The sequence below is a fragment of the Acinetobacter sp. BIGb0102 genome (assembly GCF_003815055.1).
GTDB classification, from domain to species: domain Bacteria; phylum Pseudomonadota; class Gammaproteobacteria; order Pseudomonadales; family Moraxellaceae; genus Acinetobacter; species Acinetobacter vivianii.
Genome location: NZ_RKQE01000011.1, coordinates 1 through 19,508, shown reverse-complemented (window position 1 = coordinate 19,508; position 19,508 = coordinate 1). Strand labels below are relative to the sequence as shown.

Sequence of the window (19,508 nt, the reverse complement as noted above, 5' to 3'; positions counted from 1 at the left end):
TCAATTTACCATAAATAGGTACAATGACAAGTAGCATTCATACCGATGAAATGAACATTTTGTGCCATTGGCTTAAGCAGCAGCGCAAAATACAACAATTGACTATGCGCGAATTAGCATCGCGCATGGCTAAGCCACACTCGTATGTACAAAAAGTAGAGCAAGGTGAACGGCGTCTAGATGTGGTGGAATATGTCTGGTATTGCGCAGCCTTGAGCATTGATCCGCAAACAGGGATTCATCTCATTCTTGATGCTATGCAATCAAACTAAAAAAGGCAGATCACTGTTCTCTCAGCAATCTGCCCTCACGATCCGAACGGATCAATCAGATCAAGATGTGTATTAAGGCTCTAATGCCTCATCCAGAAAATGCAGAATTGTACGTTTGGTTTTGAAATAATGGCTCATTAAACTTGCCAGTGTTGCCACAATCGTAATATGCCCTGTCTTTGGAATCACGGCGATATGACTATGATTGCCCTTTTCTCTTAATGCTTTATCCAGATCAAAGCTATTTTCTTTACCAACCAGTTGATCCTGTTCAGCCATCAATAAATAATGCTTAATCTGGTTCGGCTCAATAAAGTAATAGGGCATGACTTGCTGATACGACACTTTCTGATCAAAGGCATGCTCTGCCAGTGGGTCACCCTTATAATCGAAATGATAAGGGCCAGCCATGCCAACAATTGCACGGATCTTGTCTTTATATTTAAAACTTTGTGAATAAGCTGAATACACCACAGACATCACATTAAAAGCACCCGCTGAGTGGCCCATCAATATGATGTTATCTGTCGAAATATTGAGTTTGTCCTGATTCTGACTCAGGTAATGAATCGCTTGCGCAATATCATCAATAAAGGTGGGAAAGATATGCGCTGGTGCAAGATGATAGTTAATCACCGCAACATCATAGCCTTCTCTGGCAAAGCTTTCTCCAACAAATAAATAATCACGCTTATTGCCATGCTGCCAAGAACCGCCATGTACAAATACAATCAAGGGTCTTTGCTTTTTCGGATTTTTAGTCCGATACAGATCCAGACGCTGTCTTGCTTTGAGCCCATAGGCTAGATGCTCTTCTTTTTCAAAAGTATCTTTAGGCGTTAAATAGTTAATTGAATAACTGGCAAAATCATAAAGGCGAAACTCCTGATATAACGTTTTCGCCTTGATGACATTTTCTTGTACTTGTTGGATGAGTTGCTTCATAAATTAAGGATTAGTTGGAGTAATGGTCGCAGGGTCCGCCTGATCTGGGTCAATTGCAACAGGTGTCTCAACTAAAGGCTGTGTCGTCGCAGTACCCACCATTGGGGCTGCTGCTGTTGAACTCGCTACAGTACCTGAAGGCTGGTCCACATTGTCAATGAGCGTCACAATTTTAGTCACATTTCCAACTTTTTGTAAGACGTCATCCAAATCTCGTGATTCAGCTGTATTTAAACGTCCCATCACATAAAGTACGCCATTTTCTGTATGTACCAGTACTTTACTGTCCGATACCACTGGCGCTTTCATTAACAAGCCGCGAGTATTTGCAGTCACCGTCGCATCTTGCATGATGGTGTTGTAGCCAACTTTGTCGCCTACCGTAATATAGTTGTGTACTGCTTTAACATCCGTCATTGAGCGTAAGTTGTCTTCAGCCAGCTGTTTCAAATATGGATCAGGCACTTGTCCTGTCAATAAAACATTGCTGTGAAAACTTTCAATGTTGATACGTGACTGTTTAAAACGGTGGTCTAATTTATACAAATTGATATTTGCAGTACGCTTGATTGAAGAATCAATAAAAATCTGCCCTAGACTACGTTCACCACTATTTGTTCCAACTGGCGACGTTCCCGTACCACCAGAAATAAAACTCGCACATCCCGATAAACTTGCAGCGCAAAGCAACGTAATCGTTAAACGTTTTAACACTTGGCAAGACTCCCTAACTACAAACAAATTTGTTCAATTTCAATATTTAGCTTTAGACCGTACATTCACCCATCTAAAGTAAATGCATGTTCAATCCATTGCTGATCATACTGCAATTTTGAAAAATCTGGTTGTACTGTTTTTGCAATTTTCTGTGGAAAATCAAAACAAATCACATCAAAACGGCAATCAAAGTCATAATATTTAGGATATTTCTGTAAAAATAGCTGTGCAGTTTTAATAATTTTTCGCTGTTGAGTTGGGGAAATGACCTCACATGCTTCAGCATAACTTCCAGCCGATCTGGCTTTGACTTCAACAAAGACCAGCTCCTGCTGGCGCTGGACAATAAGATCAATTTCGCCATAACGTGAATGATAATTTTGCGTTACGCATTCATAATCATGTGATTGTAAAAAGGCAAGCGCTGTCTGTTCAGCCCATTGCCCTAAATCCTGAAATGTCTGTTGCATAGATCGGTCAACTTATTTCAACACCTGAATGCCATTTTTCTGCTGTTGATAACAATACGGTTGTCGGTAAATTTTACCATCCTTCACCTCAATTGCCCCAGTACGACCTTCAAAATTAAACTTGCGGTCAGGACTGCTGAGAAATTGCTGACTGATGGTCCAAGCATCTCCACCGAAAGCCAGTAAACGCTGGAAAGCCATATTTTCAGGTTGCTCTTTATAAGCTTTGACAACATCAGCCCAATGCCCATTATATAAAGCAGGCGTATCACAGAAGCTTAATCCTGTAGGAATCGGTTTATCCTGCTCAATACTCAGTGCTGTCGCATAAATATTCTTTTCTGGCAGTGTTCCTAATTGTTCTAGCCACTGATGATCACCGAGCAATAACAGCCCTTCTCGACGTGACAGTTTTTTAGGGACTTCATTGACCACATGAATATCCGAACCAAACTCGGACATCAATGCCATCATAAATAGCTCTGTTGCCGACTCTGTGCCCGCCTGACGCACCACCAGCAGCTTTTTAATTTTGTCTTTTTTCAATAATTGATTCAGCGCCACTGCATCATGCTGCTTGGCCAGACTGAACTGCCAGACATTGGTGGCTTGGGAATTCATATCATTCAATGCCAATACCGGAATCGCCGGATTACGCTGCATCACATTTTCAATATCAGGTCGAGCCAATGGACCAACAATCAAACGAGTTTTATTATTAACCCGTTTTTTGAAAATCGTATCGATGTTATTTTTTGCGGAATCTACAAAAATGATTTTTTCTTTGCTACCAGATGCTGTATAAGCACTCAAGAAACCGCGTTTGATGCTCTGACCAGCTCGCGCCATCGCACCAGATTCAGGTAGAATCACCAGTACGTCCGCATAAACTGGACTCACAATTGCTGCCAAACTGAGTAGCAGCCAATATTTTTTGTAATACATTAGGGAGTTACCTTTTATGAGTGCTCAATTATTTGTTGTAGCAACCCCGATTGGGCACTTAGATGATATGACCTTTCGTGCAATTGATATATTAAAATCCGTTTCGGTGGTTGCCGCAGAAGACACTCGTCAATCTGCTCAATTATTCAAACACTATAATATCTCAACTCCGCTAACAGCGTGTCATGATCACAACGAAAGTAACAAAATTGATCAACTTCTCCAAAAAATGCTAAATGGTGAGAGTGTTGCCTTAATTAGTGATGCTGGAACGCCCCTGATTAGCGATCCCGGTTTTAAACTGGTTCGTGCTGCACAAGAACACGGCATTCGCGTAATTCCTGTACCAGGTGCCTGTGCTGCAATTGCTGCATTAAGTGCGGTGGGTTTACCAAGTGACCGTTTTAGCTTTGAAGGCTTCTTGCCATCCAAGGCGTCACAGCGAATTGGCCAGCTTGAAAAGCTCAAAGATGAAACCCAGACCCTGATTTTCTATGAAGCACCACACCGTATTCTGGCGTGTATTCAAGATATGGTTCAGGTCTTTGGTGAAGATCGTCCTGTTGGTTTTGCACGTGAAATTACCAAGACATTTGAAACTATCAAGAAAATGACCTTAAAAGAACTGGTCACTTTTATTGAAAATGATCACAATCAAGAAAAAGGTGAAATCGTGGTGGTGGTCGGCGGTGCATCCGCAGAAAAAGACATGGAACAGGATAAACTGGATGAATTGCTAAAACGCTTATTACAGGATTTATCAGTCAAAGCGGCGTCGCAATTGGCTGCGGATTTGACTGGTATTAAAAAGAAAGTCGCTTACCAGCGTGCTTTGGAACTCACCCAAAATAATGAATAAAACATAAGGGGAGATTATAAAAATCTCCCCTTATCATTTAAATATGCAGTAAGAACAATATATTAAGCCTTAGTCATGATATTACCTTGATCCATTTTTCTTTCCGCCCTCGCCTGCTTAATTACGCTCAGCCCCGAAGACACACCAAGATAAGCAATCACAAAAGCGACCAATAAATCGGGAAACATGGTTCCTGTGCCTAACACACCAACAGCTGCGACGATAATCGCGATATTGGCAATTGCATCATTACGGCTGCACAACCACACTGAACGCATATTGGCATCACCATCACGAAATGCATAAAGCAGCAGCGCAGAAACCACATTCACCGCAAGTGCAAGTACACCAATCGCCCCCATAAGCATTGGTTCAGGTGTAACACCCAGCCACCATGACCAAAACACTTTAACAATCACAAAAATACCAAATGCCGCCATAGTAATCCCTTTAACTAAAGCTGCAGTCGCGCGCCAATACAAAGTCATGGATAACACTGCCAATGAGATGGCATAGTTAGCCGCATCACCTGCAAAATCTAACGCATCGGCCCATAACGATACAGAGCGTGCATGTGAACCACCAATAATTTCCACAAAGAACATCAGCGCATTTAGAACGAGCGCGATCCACAAAGCTCTACGAAACTTCGGACTAATCTTTTGTGTTGGTGAACATGTTGTGTTGCATCCACATCCTGCCATGACTTTTCTCACTTAATCTTTTATAATGATTTAAAACCCTAGAGTAACTCCAGAGTCAAGCATGATAAATTTTACAATTGGGCAATTGGCGAAAAAGTCTGGCGTATCTGTGGATACGATTCGTTATTATGAAAAAATTGGGCTGCTTCAGAAAGCCAAACGCACGGCGGGAAATTATCGACATTATTCTGAACAGATGCTGTCAGAACTCCTGTTTCTAAAGCATTGCCGTGAACTGGGCATTACCTTACAGGATATTCAAAAGCTCAAGGATATGTCAGAGAACCCGAATCAAACCTGTATGGAAGTAGATCATCTGATTGATCAATATCTTGCAGAAGTTTCTCAGAAGATTCGAAACCTAGAACATCTCAAGCAGGATCTAACGCATTTAAAACAACAATGCTCGCAACACCGGACCATTGAACAATGTGGAATTTTAAAAGAACTACATCAACCACTCGAATGTGAACATGAATCACATCAACACAAAAAAGCACCACAATCGTGATGCTTTTTTGATGTCTGTATTCGACTTAATCTTGATGTTCATCTGGCGGAACTTCGGTAATGCGTCCACCACGTGCAAGAAACGCAGCCACTTCATCTTCTAAAGCCTGACGTTGTTTCTGCTTTGCAGTCACCGTTAACGTTTCTGCTTCAGCAAGATCGGCATCATTGGCGCTCGACTCTTCGCTATCTGCACCAGTTTCTGCGGCTTTCGCCTCTTCGTCGTCTACAGCAGAATCTTCTGTGTTTTCGTCGTAATCATTCATTTCCGTCATATTAATCTCCCCACAATGACTAAATTTCTCATCATCGCTATTTGGTCATCAGAACTTGGTGAAATTTAGCAAGCTCTCGTCAATTCGCAAAGTACAATCTTGATTAAATCGTATTTTTTACGACCAAATTCACTCTGATTTATAAATGATTGTTTAAAAAATATCTACTATTTTTTAGCACGCATATTGTGTGTCTTTCAACACACCTAATCCGTTCGCCTGCTGCATAAAACGATCTTTGAACCAGTCGAACTGTTCCACCTGTTTAAGACCAAAATTTCGCGCCCACACAAACGGGAATAGCTCTGAACTTTCCAACCAGCCAATCGCAGACATGCTATGCATCATCGCATCATTCTGGCCTTTACGCTGGTGCTCGTAACGCAGCAAGGTTTGCTCATTGGCCCATACACCACGCTTTAAATCATGCAGTAAGACATCACAAAGTACGGCGGCATCCAGACAACCGATATTCACGCCTTGTCCTGCTAGAGGATGAATCACATGTGCTGCATCACCAATCAATGCCAGCCCCGATTTAATATAACGTTGCGCTGCGCGTGCTTTCAGTGGGAATTGTGCTCTGGAACGTACTTCAACCACCTCACCCAGCATCTGTAAACTTTCCTGAGTCAGCAATTGCATAAACTCCTGATCAGTAAGCGCTGAATATTCATCGGCATAATCATCGGGCAATGTCCAGACAATCGACTGCCAGTAACCATTTTCCTGCGCATCCAGACTTGCCATCGGTAAATAAGCCAATGGGCCTGTCGGCAAGAAAATCTGGCGAGCCACATATTGATTAGGCTGTGTAGTTTTAATCGCGCAACTGATTGCAGCCTGTTTGTAATCCAATATATCTAAATCGATATAGGCTTGCTCTCGGACAAAAGAGTTCGCACCATCTGCACCAATGAGCAACTTCGTTTTTAATGTTGTGCCATCCGCCAGTTGAATCGACCAGCCTTGTGGAATCTGTTCAATTCGAATCACCTTGACTTGAGTACGGTAATCTTTAAGCTGCTGCAACATTTTCTGTTGAATGGCAACATTCAAGACACTCGGTTCGACCATTGAACCTAAGGCTTGATCTGACTGGGGTGGCTGCTCAGAAGCATGTCCAAAATTGATTTCGCCATAGCCATTTTTATTCCAGACCTGCATGCCTGAATAAGGCATTTGGCGCGCTAAATCATTCCAGACATCAACCGTTTTGAGTAAGTGAATCGTCGCCTGACTAAGTGCCAATACACGAGGATTCATGACGGCCAGTGTTTTATCCTGATCAAGTACAGGCGCAGCATCCAGCACTGTAGCTTGTACCCCACCTTGGGCCAACAATAAAGCGGTTAAACCACCAACCAGACCACCACCGACGATGACAACATCTAACATTTCGCTCATGCTTTTAGTCCCATCGCATAATTGGCAACCAAAGGCTTAACGCCCGGAATCACATCAAATGCAATCAGTCCCGTATTGCGTAATAATTTAAGAATTGGATTCTGATTACTAAAACCACGCACCACCGAATCACAGAACTTGATCACACGTTGCTGATCCTTTAAACGGGATTGCTCATAGGCCAATAAATTTTCAGGTGCGCCAATATCATCTGACTTCGCCAATTGCTCCATCAGGAAACGAACCAGTACATCCGCATCACGCAAGCACAGGTTAAAACCTTGTCCAGCGACTGGATGAATCGTATGTGCTGCATTACCCATGAGCACCACACGCCCAACGGCCTGCTTATGCGCCAACACTTGTGCCAATGGATAGCTAAAACGCTTACCCGTTTTTTCAAATTTCCCAGCACGGTCACCATAGGTTTCCTGTAAAGCATCGAGGAAGTGCTGGTCGTTTTCTTCACCTAACCATTCTGCTTCAGTGCCCTTCTTCACAGGCCATACCACCGAGCGACGATATTCACCCGGTAAAGGTAAGAGTGCCAATGGCCCTAATGCGCTAAAACGCTCAAAACCAACATGCTGATGAGGTTTAGAAGTTTGTACGGTAGTCACAATCGCGACTTGGTCATAATCATGCTCATCCACACCTACCCCAATCGCTTGTCGGCAGAAAGAATCACGACCATCGGCAGCAATCACCAACTTGGATTTTAAGGAATGGATATATTCACCATTACGCATCGCTTCGATATGAACCTGATCCTCATTTTGCGTGAGTGAGGTCACTTGGACACCATCAATCAACTCAATCAACGGCTGTTGACGCACTTGGGTTAGCAATACACGGCCTAACCATGCGTTCTCAATCACTTGTCCGAAGCTTTCTACTTTTTCTTGTTCAGCGACGAGGCGTGCCTTACCAAAACTCCCTTGCTCAGTAATATGTACTTGCAGAATTGGTGTCGCATGTTGCTGTAAAGCATCCCACAGACCTAACTTTTGGTAAATCTGTACACTACGACGTGACAATGCGGTATTACGCGCATCAAAACTGGAATGATAAGGGGCAACATTTTCGTCATCGTAATTCGGATATTTCACAGCTTCTAATAGCTTTACTGCGATATTAGCTTTCGCCAACATTAGAGCAAGGCTGAGTCCAACCATACCTCCACCGACAATGATGACTTGTTGCTGCATAATATTATTCCTTATCAGTTTTTCATGACTTGATGTTAAGGGTCTGTTGATATTTCATCTATGGTTGCGTTGTTGGCTAAAACAACTTAAACGAGGCATGAAACGTAGGCAATGGCGAACTCCCTTGTCAAGTTTCATAACAAAGTTTAAGGAAGTTTTAGCCACAACCCTGTGGGACAGGGACATTTTTTGACGCTACGGCGTTATGGCTTATTTATTTAGAATGACTAAATTACATAAGCCATGCCTTGTATCACCTAAAAAATGTCCACTGTCGCAAGCATTTGTGAAATATCAACAGACCCTAGCCTATCTTACTCTAACTCAAATCAGGAAGGGAATTTGTACTTTGTTTGGTCTATGTTTTTAAAATATATTCAAAAGTTTGTTTTGAACATCAAAGCAAATAAAAAGGCCTATCTATCGATAAGCCTTTTTTTAAATCTCAACTTAATGACTCGCCATCAAGCTTTCAATTTCTTCAACGGTTTTCACCACATTCTTTGTTAGAACCAATGGCCCATTTTCAGTGACCATAATATCGTCCTCGATACGAATCCCGATACCACGCCATTTTGCATCGACCGTTTCATCATCAGGTGCAACATATAAACCTGGCTCAACGGTCACAACCATACCAGCTTCATAAACACGCCAGTCTTCGCCATTCTTATAAGTGCCGACATCATGCACATCCATACCAAGCCAATGCCCTGTACCATGCATAAAGAATTGACGGAATGCTTCGCTTTCAACCAGCTCATCCACATTGCCACTCATTAAACCAAGATCAACCAGACCTTGAGTTAAAATCTTCACAGCCACTTCATGCGGATATTTATAAGGATTGCCGATACGGGTTGCATCAATCGCAGCTAGCTGAGCATCAAGAACCACGTTGTATAATGCTTTTTGTTCAGGGCTGAATTTACCATTTACAGGGAATGTACGAGTAATGTCCGATGCGTAGAACTCATATTCACATGCCGCATCAATCAGCACTAAATCACCATCTTTTAATGGCTGGTTATTTTCAACATAGTGCAAAATACAGGCATTTTCACCGCCACCTACAATACTGTTATACGCTGGCACACAGCCATTTTTACCAAAGATATAATTGAGTTCCGCTTCAAGCGCGTATTCCATCATCTCAGGTTTAACCATTTGCATGGCACGGGTATGCGCTTCAGCACTGATATTCGATGCAATCTGCATCAACTCAATTTCTTGTGCCGATTTTTTCAAACGCATTTCATCAACAATACGATCAAGCTGAACAACTTCTGCTGGCGCAGTACCCCCACGATGTGCATCCGCCTTCTGAATCCACTGGCTGACACGCGCATCAAACTCGGCATTCTGCCCAATACGATAGTAAAGACGTTGTTTATTCAATAATTTATCGATGATTTCTTCATCAAGTAGATCAATTGCATAAGCTTCATCTGCATCATAAATTTCAATCGCACCATCAATACCTGCACGATAACCATTCCAGATTTCCATTTCACGATTACGTTCGCGGCAGAATAAGCTATAGCTATATTCCTCACCTTCTTCAAAGGTTTCGATCACGGCAACTGCTTCTGGCTCTGCAAATCCAGTCAGATAATAAAAACTACTGTCTGCACGATATTTATAATCCGCATCGCGGTTACGATACATTTCTGCTCGAGTCACAATAATGGCAATACTATTGCTACCTATCTGTTGAGCAAGAAGATCACGACGTAGTTTAAAATCGGCCTGACTTAATTTCATATTGTCCTTCTGATGAAGATGAATAATTGTAAGTATCTTTATTTATAAAAGTTTAAGGCACCGCCCGAGTTAACTCGGACGATGTGGGGTAAACATTTCTACCACGGTTTGCGGATCAGCTGGGTTATCCGAGTTTCTGCTTTTAGCATGAAAGTTTTGTAACAAAGAACTTTCAGCAACAGGAATCTTGGTACGGCCAATCGACAGGCTCACCGGAATCAAGCGTACAAACTCATACAATTCCTGATAGCTTTCTTCGCCTTCTTCATCATTGTCCGAGTCTTCAAACTCAACCGCTGCAACATCTTGTAAATGTTCAATCAGCTCTTGCTCCTCGCCACGAATATGACCTGAAGCTAAACCAAAACCAAGTACAACCCCTGCACACCAGTCAGCCAATGCCTGAACACGATCGACCAGCAAATGATTGTCATCTGGGAGCATTGGTAAATAGTCTAATTCATCATCAGATAAAGCATGCGCCACATCTTCTGCTTCATCTGTCAAACTTTCCAGTGCTTCTGGCTGTAAAGCAGGTACATTAAGGGTGTTTAAGATTTGTGACCATTCATCTGCGGTTGGCGCTTGTGTCACACAAACTATACCAGTGAGTAAACCATGTAACTCACTTGGACTTGAAATTTCTTCAATCCCATCAAAATGGGCATTCCATTCCGTCCAACCTGAAATATCGTCTTGCATTCGTTTATCCAATCTCTATACTGCTGTATATATTACCTTTGATTGCAACTCTGTGCGACCTTCGTTATGTTAGAACAATTACAGCGTCTACAAGCGCATATTGGTGTTTTAAAAACACGCCTACATCACTTTGAGCGAGAAAATACATCGCTCACTGAAGCTAAACAATTAGCTGAAACTGACCATCATGCACAAGTTGTGCAGAAAAATAGCATCATCACGCAAAAGCAGGAAGAAGTTGATAACTTAACTGAACAACTGACTCAGTTACAAGATCAATTTAAACAACTGAATCAAGATGCAACAACTTTAGCGGAACGTTATAGCCGTTTAGAGAAAAGCACCACTGATTTAAAAAACCGCTTCCAAGAAATCTTGGCTGAGCGTAATGACTTGCGTGTGAACAAAGAAAAATTACAAGCACAGCAACGTCATAGCCAACAAGAAATTCAGGATTTACAACAGGATCGTGATCGTTTGTTGCAAAAAAATGAACTTGCAAAATCTAAAGTGGAAGCCATTATCCAGCGTCTTTCTATTTTAGGTACGGCCCAAGATCAACATGCACAAGAAATTCAGCAACTCGCCCATCCAAATGCTGAAACACACGAGGAGACCTGATCATGAGTGAATCAATCGTTGTCGAACTTCGCTTAATTGAACAGACTTTTCGTTTAAACACGACTGAAGATAAACGTGAAGAACTGGAACGTGCTGCGGAACTATTGAATCAGAAGTTCCATGATATGCGTCGCAATGCACCGCGTGTAGAACACAACAAACTTGTGATTATGGTGGCGCTACAAATGGCGCAGGAAGTGTTTAGCCTGAATAAGTCTTTACAGGAATATGCCCACTGCGAACATCTACTCCAAACCATTTTGGAAGATGTCGAACAAATTGTTGAGTAAAATTGCACAAAGCCCCATCAATTAGTAAGTATCTTTACAGATAACTGCCTTGCAAGGATTGTCATCGTGTAAAGATCAGTTATACTAAAACTGTCTCTAGGGTGTTCGCCAGTACGTCTATTCCCCTGCCGATACTTAAATTTATGGATGTGTTCTGTGTATTTTGAGTGTATGCCTGCCTCGAGTAGGAAACCCGTTAAGTACGCGTCACCTCCACCTTGAACTCATCGGGTTCAGGGTAACGACCATGCAGCGGCACCTCTGGAGCATTATTTTAAGTATTCAATGACTTATGTTCATATAAAAACGATAATCTGGATTAAACCCCAACTCTATTTTGGCTTTTTCATTCAAATATAATTGTTCATCTTCAACAATTTGATAAATCCCCTCGCCCTTTTCAATCGCTAAATAAGCAGCATATGCAGCGGCATCGACGTGGACTTTACATAGCTGAGCAGCACTACATCCTGTCGCACTCCCATACAGTTTTGCATATCTCAGAATCACACTGTTCGATCCATAGCCAAGAACCTGTTGCTCCAATGTATAAATACTCTCAGCATTCAACTTCAATACAGGATTGACTGAATCTAGATCTAATTCTGTTTGTTCATCATAGTAAGGCTGATCTGGCACATAAGCAAAAGCGATGCTTTGGACAATTAACTTACAGGATTTGTTTGTTAAAGCCTGAATAAGATTGTAAGTTCCCACTTTTCTAATTTTTGCATTTCTAATGCGTGCTTGTTCCATTAAATCTAGCTGTAAACCATAAGGTAAATCTGTGAGTTGATGAATCACCACATCTGGCGCAACTTCACTTATTATTTCTTTAATCCTTTCCGCATCAAAAATATCTGCAATCCTCGGATGAACACCGATTGCTTGAAGAAACTTTGCCTTGTCAGCTGAGCGAGTCAAACCATAAACATTAAAGCCCTTTTGCTTGAGAATAAGACAAAGTTTATAGCCGATTGCACCTGTTGCCCCAGCAACAAAGACAATTGGTCGATCAGAATGATTATTTTTCATTTAAAAAGTTGCTTAATCGATGAACTGATAAAATAATGCCGATATTTTCTACACTATTCTATACATGCATCACTTTAATTGAGCTTAATCACTCATCTTTCAAAGCACATTCATAATTGCTCGGCTCTTGTGAACAACGTACCTGTTTTAACAACTTCATCATATCCTTGTCATAAAAGCCTTCTTTGGTCATTTGAATCCTCGCTTCACGCATCAAGCGCACATAGCCAGGCTTATCACTTTCATTCAGCTTTAACCAAAACTTGTCAGGGATATTAGCCTCAATTTTATCGACAAATTCAAAGGCTGGATTCAGCTGTTTGGAAATCACTTCACGTGCAATAGAGCCCATCCCTGCTGGAAATTTATTACGATGCATAATCAGGGTGCCGGTGACCTGTATCACAGGGAATTTAATGATGCCACCAACGGCTTTACCTGATTTATCAGTCATGCCTTTTTGTAGTTCCAATGGCTCAAATAAAATCGCTGGCCCAGCCATAATATCGACTTCTTTATTATTAAACTTTCCACCTACCGTCACCAAATCCACAGATACAGGTTGTGCTCCGACATTCTGCACCAGTTTTTTTTGCGTTTCATCGAACTGGAATACCGCTACTTTCTTACCAGCAGCTTTTGCCAAAGTATTAATATTACGATCGGTCACCATGATATAAGCCGCACCCAACGGCACGATACCAACAACCTCATAATCTTTATTCACCATCTTTTCATCGAATTTTGGATTAGCCAAAACCTGAATCACAGAACTGAGCTGTTTATAGGTTTGTAATGCACCAATCGCATCGATACTGCCTACAAATTTATTAAACTGTTTGGCTCGAAGGTTACTAATCCCCGCCCCATCACAACGCTTACTACGAAAATCTTCCGTAAGCACCGCTTCGTTGGTATAGACCTTTAGATTAACTAGAGTCGAGGCTTCTTTTTTTAATTTGGGATAATCAAAATCTAGCTTGAATTGCAGATGCGAAGGTCGGGTCACATTCATATTGACACCGAATTGCTTCGCGACACGAACCATACGGGGGATTTCAGTGATATAACTGGTGGCCTGTTCAAAAGCCTCGCTATGTTCACCATTGGGTGAAAACACACATAAAGTAACTTGCTTGGGAATCTGTTGCCATGTTTTTGGATCATTCAGCAGTTGTTTGATCTTATTCTGTGAATGTGTCGACAGCGTTAAATCCAGCTTTCCTTCTGGCGCTGCATAAGTGGTATTCATCAGCAATATCGAGCTTGCCAGAACGCAGTGCGTCAAAAAGGATTTTGTGAATTTGATAAATTTATTATTGTGCATAGACCGATCCATTTTTAGCTATTTCCCAACAGTTTTATTCAAGTTAAGGAGAAAAGATAAAAATAGAATTGACTGTATTTGGTCGGTGCGTGTCAATTGAGTCAAAATAAACAAACCGCCCCATTTTAGCCATAAAAGATGCTGAGCAGGTAAAGGATGTTGTGTTAGAAAAGGCGTAATACGTTTATCGGATATTTTTATTGGAAGGCCGAATTAACTGAAATATGCCGAATAAGCTGCTTTCTATGACATGAAAACAAGCAGCTTATCCAAGGTGTTTCAGATTAAATAAATGACCAAACCACATTTTCATCCTGAGGTTTCAATAAAAAGCTGGTCTGAGCATCATCTTCTACCACGATATGCTGGTTAGAAATCATTTTGACCTTGAGAAGCGTATCATTCTCATAGACTAAATCACGTTTACCTTCTTTTTTTAAGACAAGCATTTGATCCAGAACAATTAGATTTTTTGATTCAAACATCGTTTTCTCTCTAAAAAGTCATCGCAATGTGAAGTATTTTCTAAAGTCGCTAAACTTCTATCCCCGCAAATGGTCAATCCAAGCAGACCATTCCTGCTAAAAAATACTTATTTAATGGTTGAGATACATATAATTGACATCTAAAGCTGTTATCTCACGCGCTGCATTCTAGATCATTTATTAAGCAAAATTACACATTTTGTCTAACAGTTCACAAAAAATTAGATTTTCGTAAAAATTCATACAAAATATTTTTTACTTCATGCATCGGTTTAACTGCATTTTAGATTCCTTATTTCATAAAGGCATAAAAAAATGGCCACTTTAAAGCAGCCATTTTTTAAGATGAACTGGCTTACCAGCTTACGTTAACGCGTCGGTTTGGTGCCAAACAACCAACAAGTTTAGAGTTGGCTTTATTAGCCGCACATTGCTGATATAAGTCAGTCTGGCTATTTGCTTGAATTTGAATACGGCTTGCATCAACACCTTCATTTACCAGCAACTTCGCGACTGTATTGGCACGTTGTGCTGATAATTGATGGTTATAAGCAAATTTGCCTAATGGATCCGCAAAGCCAGCGACAAGGATTGGACCTGATGCATTGCTTTGCTTAATACGTTGTGCAATCGCTGATACCGAAGCCGAACCTTGTTCAATTGCATTGGCATTGAAACGGTCAAAGGCAAAGAATACGCTGCCAGAACGTGCAGTATTTAGGTTTGCATCGTTAGGCACCTGATTATTTGCACCCCAAGCCATTAAACCTTCACATGCTTCACCTTTCCATGACAATCTTTCTGACAAATATTTTTTGTCAAAATCGACGCGGAGTTGGCAACGTAAATAGTCTTGGCTATTCGGCTGGCGAATATCTAAAACATAGTTCCAGGTCTTAACAAAGAATACGCCTTCGCTAAATTGAGGATTCCCCAATAAATGACGAATCTGGTCTTTGGTTAAACCTGTATCTAAACGGGCAACATCGTCATATTCATAACGTTTTACCTGTTTTAAATAACTCTTTTCAACCGCAGGAAACTTGATTTCTTCTTGCTGAACTGGAGTTGTATCTTCATCTGCATAAGTCGCTACTGAGAAACCAGCAAGAGCTGCTACTGCTAAGCATTGAATCGTTTTTTTCATTTCATTACTCTCTTCATTTGTTGAGTAAGGAGAGCCTGCGCTCTCCCCGCCAGTTTCTTAGTTGATTACACCGCTGATACCGATACGTACGCTTGGATCACCTTGAGATGCCGCTGCAACACCACCGGTAATTGACCAGCGACCATTATCAGAAGTTTTACGCAAAGTTACGCCGACTGCATTTTCACCACCATGGTAAGCAGCACCCGCAGCATAGGTATATTTACCTGCAACAAATGGAGCTGCTTCTAATGCCATCGCAGCTGCAACACCAGCATTGGCTTTTTTCTCTACGCTATCAATACGTTGGTTGGTATCGTAGAACGCTTGTTGTAACTGATCACCAAGGTTAGTAATACGGTTACCCAATTCCTGATTTGACTGGTTCAATGTACCAATCGCATCATGAATCGTGTCTTTGCCTGTACCACCAATGTTGTTGGTTTTGATCGTACCGTCTGGATTAACCGTCGTGTTACCGCCAATGCTATTCTTGATGCTGTCAGAAATATTATGGATCTGACCACCATTCACTGCATCTTTAGAACCTTTTGCAATCGTTCCATCTGCGACACCTTTAACAACGCGGTCACCATCTTTACCAGCCATATTGACGCTCTTACCACCAGTATCTTTACCAACAGTAATTTCGCCATTTGACTCCTGTTGCTGAACAAGACCAGACTTACCATTGTTGATGTTGTTGATATTGTTCTGGATGTTCTGAATATCATTTGTGTTCTTGTCAACATTCTGTTTGACATCCCACAACTGACCACCATTCACCGCATCTTTAGAATCTTTCTCAACCTTACCATCAGCAACATTCTTCAAGTTAGTGCCCTTATCACCACCACCTAAAGTCACTGAGTTCTTATCAACATTGCCATCTTTATCTTTGTCATATTGAACCGCGTTATCTGAAAGATTACCGATGTCTTTACCGATCTGATCTTTCAATTTATTCAACTGGTCAACATTGACTGCATCTTTGCCATTTACGCCATCAGCAACGTTAGTAATTGTTTTATTACCCGCGTTGATGCCATCTTTGGTAATACTTGGGCCGTTTTTAATGACCAAGCCGTTATTGTTCAATACAGTATCGCCAGTGGTAATGCTGTCGAACTTCGCATCTTTCAACAATTCAATTTTGATACCATCTTCTGTGGTACGTGTGATCACGTTCTCACCGCTGGTCTTGTCTTCTGCTGTTTCTGCATCCGCACCACCCACGATGTTTAACTTGTCACCCAACTTACGGTGTACATCTTTACCCGCATTGCCAGCAAAGTTGAGACCTTTATTGGTTAGGTCATTCACACCATTAGTCACTTTGTCATCAACTGACTTGATCGCATCATTGATGTTGTTCTTGCCTGTGCCACCAATGTTGTTGGTTGTAATGCTACCGTCTGGATTAACAGTCGTATTACCACCGATGCTGTTCTTGATGCTGTCAGAGATATTCTTCACCTGACCGCCATTCACTGCATCTTTAGATCCATTGGCAATTGAACCATCAGCAACGTTAGTGATGACTTTATTACCTGCATTAATGCCATCTTTAGTGATGCTTGGACCATCTTTGATGGTTAAGCCATTGTTGTTTAATACGCTGTCGCCAGTCGTAACGCTATCTAAAGTTAAGTCTTTCTTAGTCGAAACTTCGTAGTTTGTACTACCATCTTTATTGGTGGTTTCTTTAACTACAATGTTATCGCCTTCAGTAACTGTCGTTTTCGCTTTAGTTGCAGCGTCTTTTACATGGCTAATCGCATCATTAACATTATCTTTACCAGTACCACCAATATTAGTGATTGCTCCGCCATTATTGATCGAATTGTCACCCGTGATAACTTTATGAAGTTGGTCAAGATTGACTGCATCTTTACCATTTACAGCATCGGCAACGTTGGTAATCGTTTTATTACCTGCATTGATGCCATCTTTAGTAATGCTTGGGCCATCTTTAATGGTTAAGCCATTGTTGTTTAATACGCTGTCGCCAGTCGTGATGCTGTCGAACTTCGCATCTTTCAACAATTCAATCTTGATGCCATCTTCTGTGGTACGTGTGATCACGTTCTCACCGCTGGTCTTGTCTTCTGCTGTTGCAGCATCAGCTCCACCTACGATGTTTAACTTGTCACCCAACTTACGATGAACATCTGCACCGGCATTACCAGCAAAGTTGAGACCTTTATTGGTCAGGTCATTCACACCATTAGTCACTTTGTCATCAACTGACTTGATCGCATCATTGATGTTGTTTTTGCCTGTACCACCAATGTTGTTGGTTGTAATGCTACCGTCTGGATTAACAGTCGTATTACCACCGATGCTGTTCTTGATGCTGTCAGAGATATTCTTCACCTGACCGCCATTCACTGCATCTTTAGATCCATTGGCAATTGAACCATCAGCAACGTTAGTAATGACTTTATTACCCGCGTTGATGCCATCTTTAGTGATGCTTGGGCCATCTTTAATAGTTAAGCCATTGTTGTTTAATACGCTGTCGCCAGTCGTGATGCTGTCGAACTTCGCATCTTTCAACAATTCAATCTTGATGCCATCTTCTGTGGTACGTGTGATCACGTTCTCACCGCTAGTCTTGTCTTCTGCTGTTGCAGCATCCGCACCACCTACGATGTTTAACTTGTCACCCAACTTACGATGAACATCTGCACCTGCATTACCAGCAAAGTTCAAGCCTTTGTTTTCCAACTCGGTCTTGGTGTTCGTGATCGTGTTGTTTAACTCAGTCTTGGTATCAGTAATCTGATTGGTTAACTGATCTTTAGTATTGGTGATCTGGTTACCCAAGTCTTTCTTCGCATCATCTAACTTGTTGTTGGTATCCGTGATCTTGCCATCTAAACCATCTTTAACATTGGTTAACTGGTCAACATTGACTGCATCTTTACCATTTACGCCATCAGCAACGTTGGTAATAACCTTGTTACCTGCATTGATGCCATCTTTAGTAATGCTTGGGCCATCTTTAATGGTTAAGCCATTGTTATTTAATACACTGTCACCAGTCGTGATGCTGTCGAACTTCGCATCTTTCAACAATTCAATCTTGATGCCATCTTCTGTGGTACGTGTGATCACGTTCTCACCGCTGGTCTTGTCTTCTGCTGTTGCAGCATCAGCTCCACCGATGATGTTTAACTTGTCACCCAACTTACGGTGTACATCCTTACCCGCATTACCAGCAAAGTTGAGACCTGTATTGGTCAGGTCATTCACACCATTAGTCACTTTGTCATCAACTGACTTGATCGCATCATTGATGTTGTTTTTGCCTGTACCACCAATGTTGTTGGTTGTAATGCTACCGTCTGGATTAACCGTTGTATTACCACCGATGCTGTTCTTGATGCTGTCAGAGATATTCTTCACCTGACCGCCATTCACTGCATCTTTAGATCCATTGGCAATTGAACCATCAGCAACGTTAGTAATGACTTTATTACCCGCGTTGATACCATCTTTAGTAATGCTTGGACCGTCTTTAATGGTTAAGCCATTGTTGTTTAATACGCTGTCGCCAGTGGTAATACTGTCGAACTTCGCATCTTTCAACAATTCAATCTTGATGCCATCTTCTGTGGTACGTGTGATCACGTTCTCACCGCTGGTCTTGTCTTCTGCTGTTGCAGCATCAGCACCACCCACGATGTTTAACTTGTCACCTAACTTACGATGAACGTCTGCACCAGCATTGCCCGCAAAGTTCAATCCTTTGTTTTCCAACTCGGTCTTGGTGTTCGTGATCGTGTTGTTTAACTCAGTCTTGGTATCTGTGATCTGGTT

Annotated in this window: 20 protein-coding genes and 1 other RNA gene; 6 read left to right on the top strand and 15 right to left on the bottom strand. The window is 41.6% G+C overall.

All coding sequences use genetic code 11. The features are described from left to right. Window positions 1-23: 23 nt before the first annotated feature. Window positions 24-272: a helix-turn-helix domain-containing protein gene (locus EC846_RS06295; RefSeq protein WP_123774585.1), complete on the top strand. Its 249-nt coding sequence runs from the start codon at window positions 24-26 to the stop codon at window positions 270-272. Between the two features lie 72 nt (window positions 273-344). Here EC846_RS06295 and EC846_RS06290 read toward each other — a convergent pair whose 3' ends face one another. The 4 genes from EC846_RS06290 to EC846_RS06275 form a co-directional block, all read right to left on the bottom strand. Next, complete coding sequence (locus EC846_RS06290) at window positions 345-1,217, bottom strand: alpha/beta hydrolase (protein ID WP_004773754.1); 873 nt, start codon at window positions 1,215-1,217, stop codon at window positions 345-347. Between the two features lie 3 nt (window positions 1,218-1,220). Next, window positions 1,221-1,931 (bottom strand): BON domain-containing protein, encoded by a 711-nt coding sequence (locus EC846_RS06285; protein WP_004773756.1) that lies wholly within the window; start codon window positions 1,929-1,931, stop codon window positions 1,221-1,223. A gap of 65 nt (window positions 1,932-1,996) precedes the next feature. After that, complete coding sequence (locus tag EC846_RS06280) at window positions 1,997-2,404, bottom strand: YraN family protein (RefSeq protein ID WP_005258881.1); 408 nt, start codon at window positions 2,402-2,404, stop codon at window positions 1,997-1,999. Between the two features lie 12 nt (window positions 2,405-2,416). Next, window positions 2,417-3,349: a penicillin-binding protein activator gene (locus tag EC846_RS06275; RefSeq protein WP_004773759.1), complete on the bottom strand. Its 933-nt coding sequence runs from the start codon at window positions 3,347-3,349 to the stop codon at window positions 2,417-2,419. 16 nt (window positions 3,350-3,365) lie between these two features. Here EC846_RS06275 and rsmI point away from each other — a divergent pair, with 16 nt between their 5' ends. Beyond that, window positions 3,366-4,208, top strand: coding sequence for a 16S rRNA (cytidine(1402)-2'-O)-methyltransferase (gene rsmI, locus EC846_RS06270; RefSeq protein ID WP_005258885.1), 843 nt, complete (start codon window positions 3,366-3,368; stop codon window positions 4,206-4,208). 62 nt (window positions 4,209-4,270) lie between these two features. On the opposite strand, the gene EC846_RS06265 is transcribed toward rsmI, so the two are convergent. Next, complete coding sequence (locus tag EC846_RS06265) at window positions 4,271-4,912, bottom strand: cation transporter (protein ID WP_123774584.1); 642 nt, start codon at window positions 4,910-4,912, stop codon at window positions 4,271-4,273. Between the two features lie 61 nt (window positions 4,913-4,973). Between EC846_RS06265 and EC846_RS06260 the strand changes: the two genes are divergently transcribed. Beyond that, complete coding sequence (locus tag EC846_RS06260) at window positions 4,974-5,423, top strand: MerR family transcriptional regulator (RefSeq protein WP_123774583.1); 450 nt, start codon at window positions 4,974-4,976, stop codon at window positions 5,421-5,423. A gap of 25 nt (window positions 5,424-5,448) precedes the next feature. Here the strand turns inward: EC846_RS06260 and EC846_RS06255 are convergent, their stop codons facing one another. The 5 genes from EC846_RS06255 to EC846_RS06235 form a co-directional block, all read right to left on the bottom strand. Further along, window positions 5,449-5,697: a hypothetical protein gene (locus tag EC846_RS06255; RefSeq protein WP_005258891.1), complete on the bottom strand. Its 249-nt coding sequence runs from the start codon at window positions 5,695-5,697 to the stop codon at window positions 5,449-5,451. A 174-nt stretch (window positions 5,698-5,871) separates the two neighbouring features. Further along, complete coding sequence (locus EC846_RS06250) at window positions 5,872-7,104, bottom strand: FAD-dependent monooxygenase (protein WP_123774582.1); 1,233 nt, start codon at window positions 7,102-7,104, stop codon at window positions 5,872-5,874. Next, a complete protein-coding gene (gene ubiH / locus EC846_RS06245; protein ID WP_123774581.1) occupies window positions 7,101-8,312 on the bottom strand; it encodes a 2-octaprenyl-6-methoxyphenyl hydroxylase in 1,212 nt (403 codons plus the stop codon). Before ubiH ends, EC846_RS06250 begins: the two co-directional genes overlap by 4 nt. A gap of 450 nt (window positions 8,313-8,762) precedes the next feature. After that, complete coding sequence (locus EC846_RS06240; RefSeq protein ID WP_123774580.1) at window positions 8,763-10,076, bottom strand: aminopeptidase P N-terminal domain-containing protein; 1,314 nt, start codon at window positions 10,074-10,076, stop codon at window positions 8,763-8,765. Between the two features lie 69 nt (window positions 10,077-10,145). After that, window positions 10,146-10,778, bottom strand: coding sequence for a UPF0149 family protein (locus EC846_RS06235; RefSeq protein WP_047429095.1), 633 nt, complete (start codon window positions 10,776-10,778; stop codon window positions 10,146-10,148). A 66-nt stretch (window positions 10,779-10,844) separates the two neighbouring features. Between EC846_RS06235 and EC846_RS06230 the strand changes: the two genes are divergently transcribed. From EC846_RS06230 to ssrS, 3 genes are all read left to right on the top strand, one after another. Continuing rightward, window positions 10,845-11,399, top strand: coding sequence for a hypothetical protein (locus EC846_RS06230; protein ID WP_004773773.1), 555 nt, complete (start codon window positions 10,845-10,847; stop codon window positions 11,397-11,399). A 2-nt stretch (window positions 11,400-11,401) separates the two neighbouring features. After that, window positions 11,402-11,689: a cell division protein ZapA gene (locus tag EC846_RS06225; protein ID WP_005258901.1), complete on the top strand. Its 288-nt coding sequence runs from the start codon at window positions 11,402-11,404 to the stop codon at window positions 11,687-11,689. Window positions 11,690-11,779: 90 nt separating this feature from the next. Continuing rightward, a non-coding RNA gene (ssrS, locus tag EC846_RS06220) (6S RNA) lies at window positions 11,780-11,961 on the top strand. Window positions 11,962-11,971: 10 nt separating this feature from the next. On the opposite strand, the gene EC846_RS06215 is transcribed toward ssrS, so the two are convergent. The 5 genes from EC846_RS06215 to EC846_RS06195 all read right to left on the bottom strand — a co-directional run. Then, the gene (locus EC846_RS06215; RefSeq protein ID WP_123774579.1) at window positions 11,972-12,724 is read right to left on the bottom strand and encodes an NAD-dependent epimerase/dehydratase family protein; all 753 of its coding nucleotides are present in this window, start codon (window positions 12,722-12,724) and stop codon (window positions 11,972-11,974) included. Between the two features lie 88 nt (window positions 12,725-12,812). Further along, on the bottom strand, window positions 12,813-14,051 hold the full coding sequence (locus EC846_RS06210) for a putative solute-binding protein (protein WP_004773776.1): 1,239 nt from the start codon (window positions 14,049-14,051) through the stop codon (window positions 12,813-12,815). Between the two features lie 284 nt (window positions 14,052-14,335). Next, on the bottom strand, window positions 14,336-14,536 hold the full coding sequence (locus tag EC846_RS06205; RefSeq protein ID WP_004773777.1) for a hypothetical protein: 201 nt from the start codon (window positions 14,534-14,536) through the stop codon (window positions 14,336-14,338). Between the two features lie 355 nt (window positions 14,537-14,891). Beyond that, the gene (tpgA, locus tag EC846_RS06200; protein ID WP_123774578.1) at window positions 14,892-15,683 is read right to left on the bottom strand and encodes a trimeric autotransporter adhesin/peptidogylcan-associated protein TpgA; all 792 of its coding nucleotides are present in this window, start codon (window positions 15,681-15,683) and stop codon (window positions 14,892-14,894) included. Window positions 15,684-15,740: 57 nt separating this feature from the next. Continuing rightward, window positions 15,741-19,508: YadA-like family protein (locus EC846_RS06195; RefSeq protein ID WP_228200663.1), on the bottom strand; the 3,768-nt coding region annotated here is incomplete at its 5' end.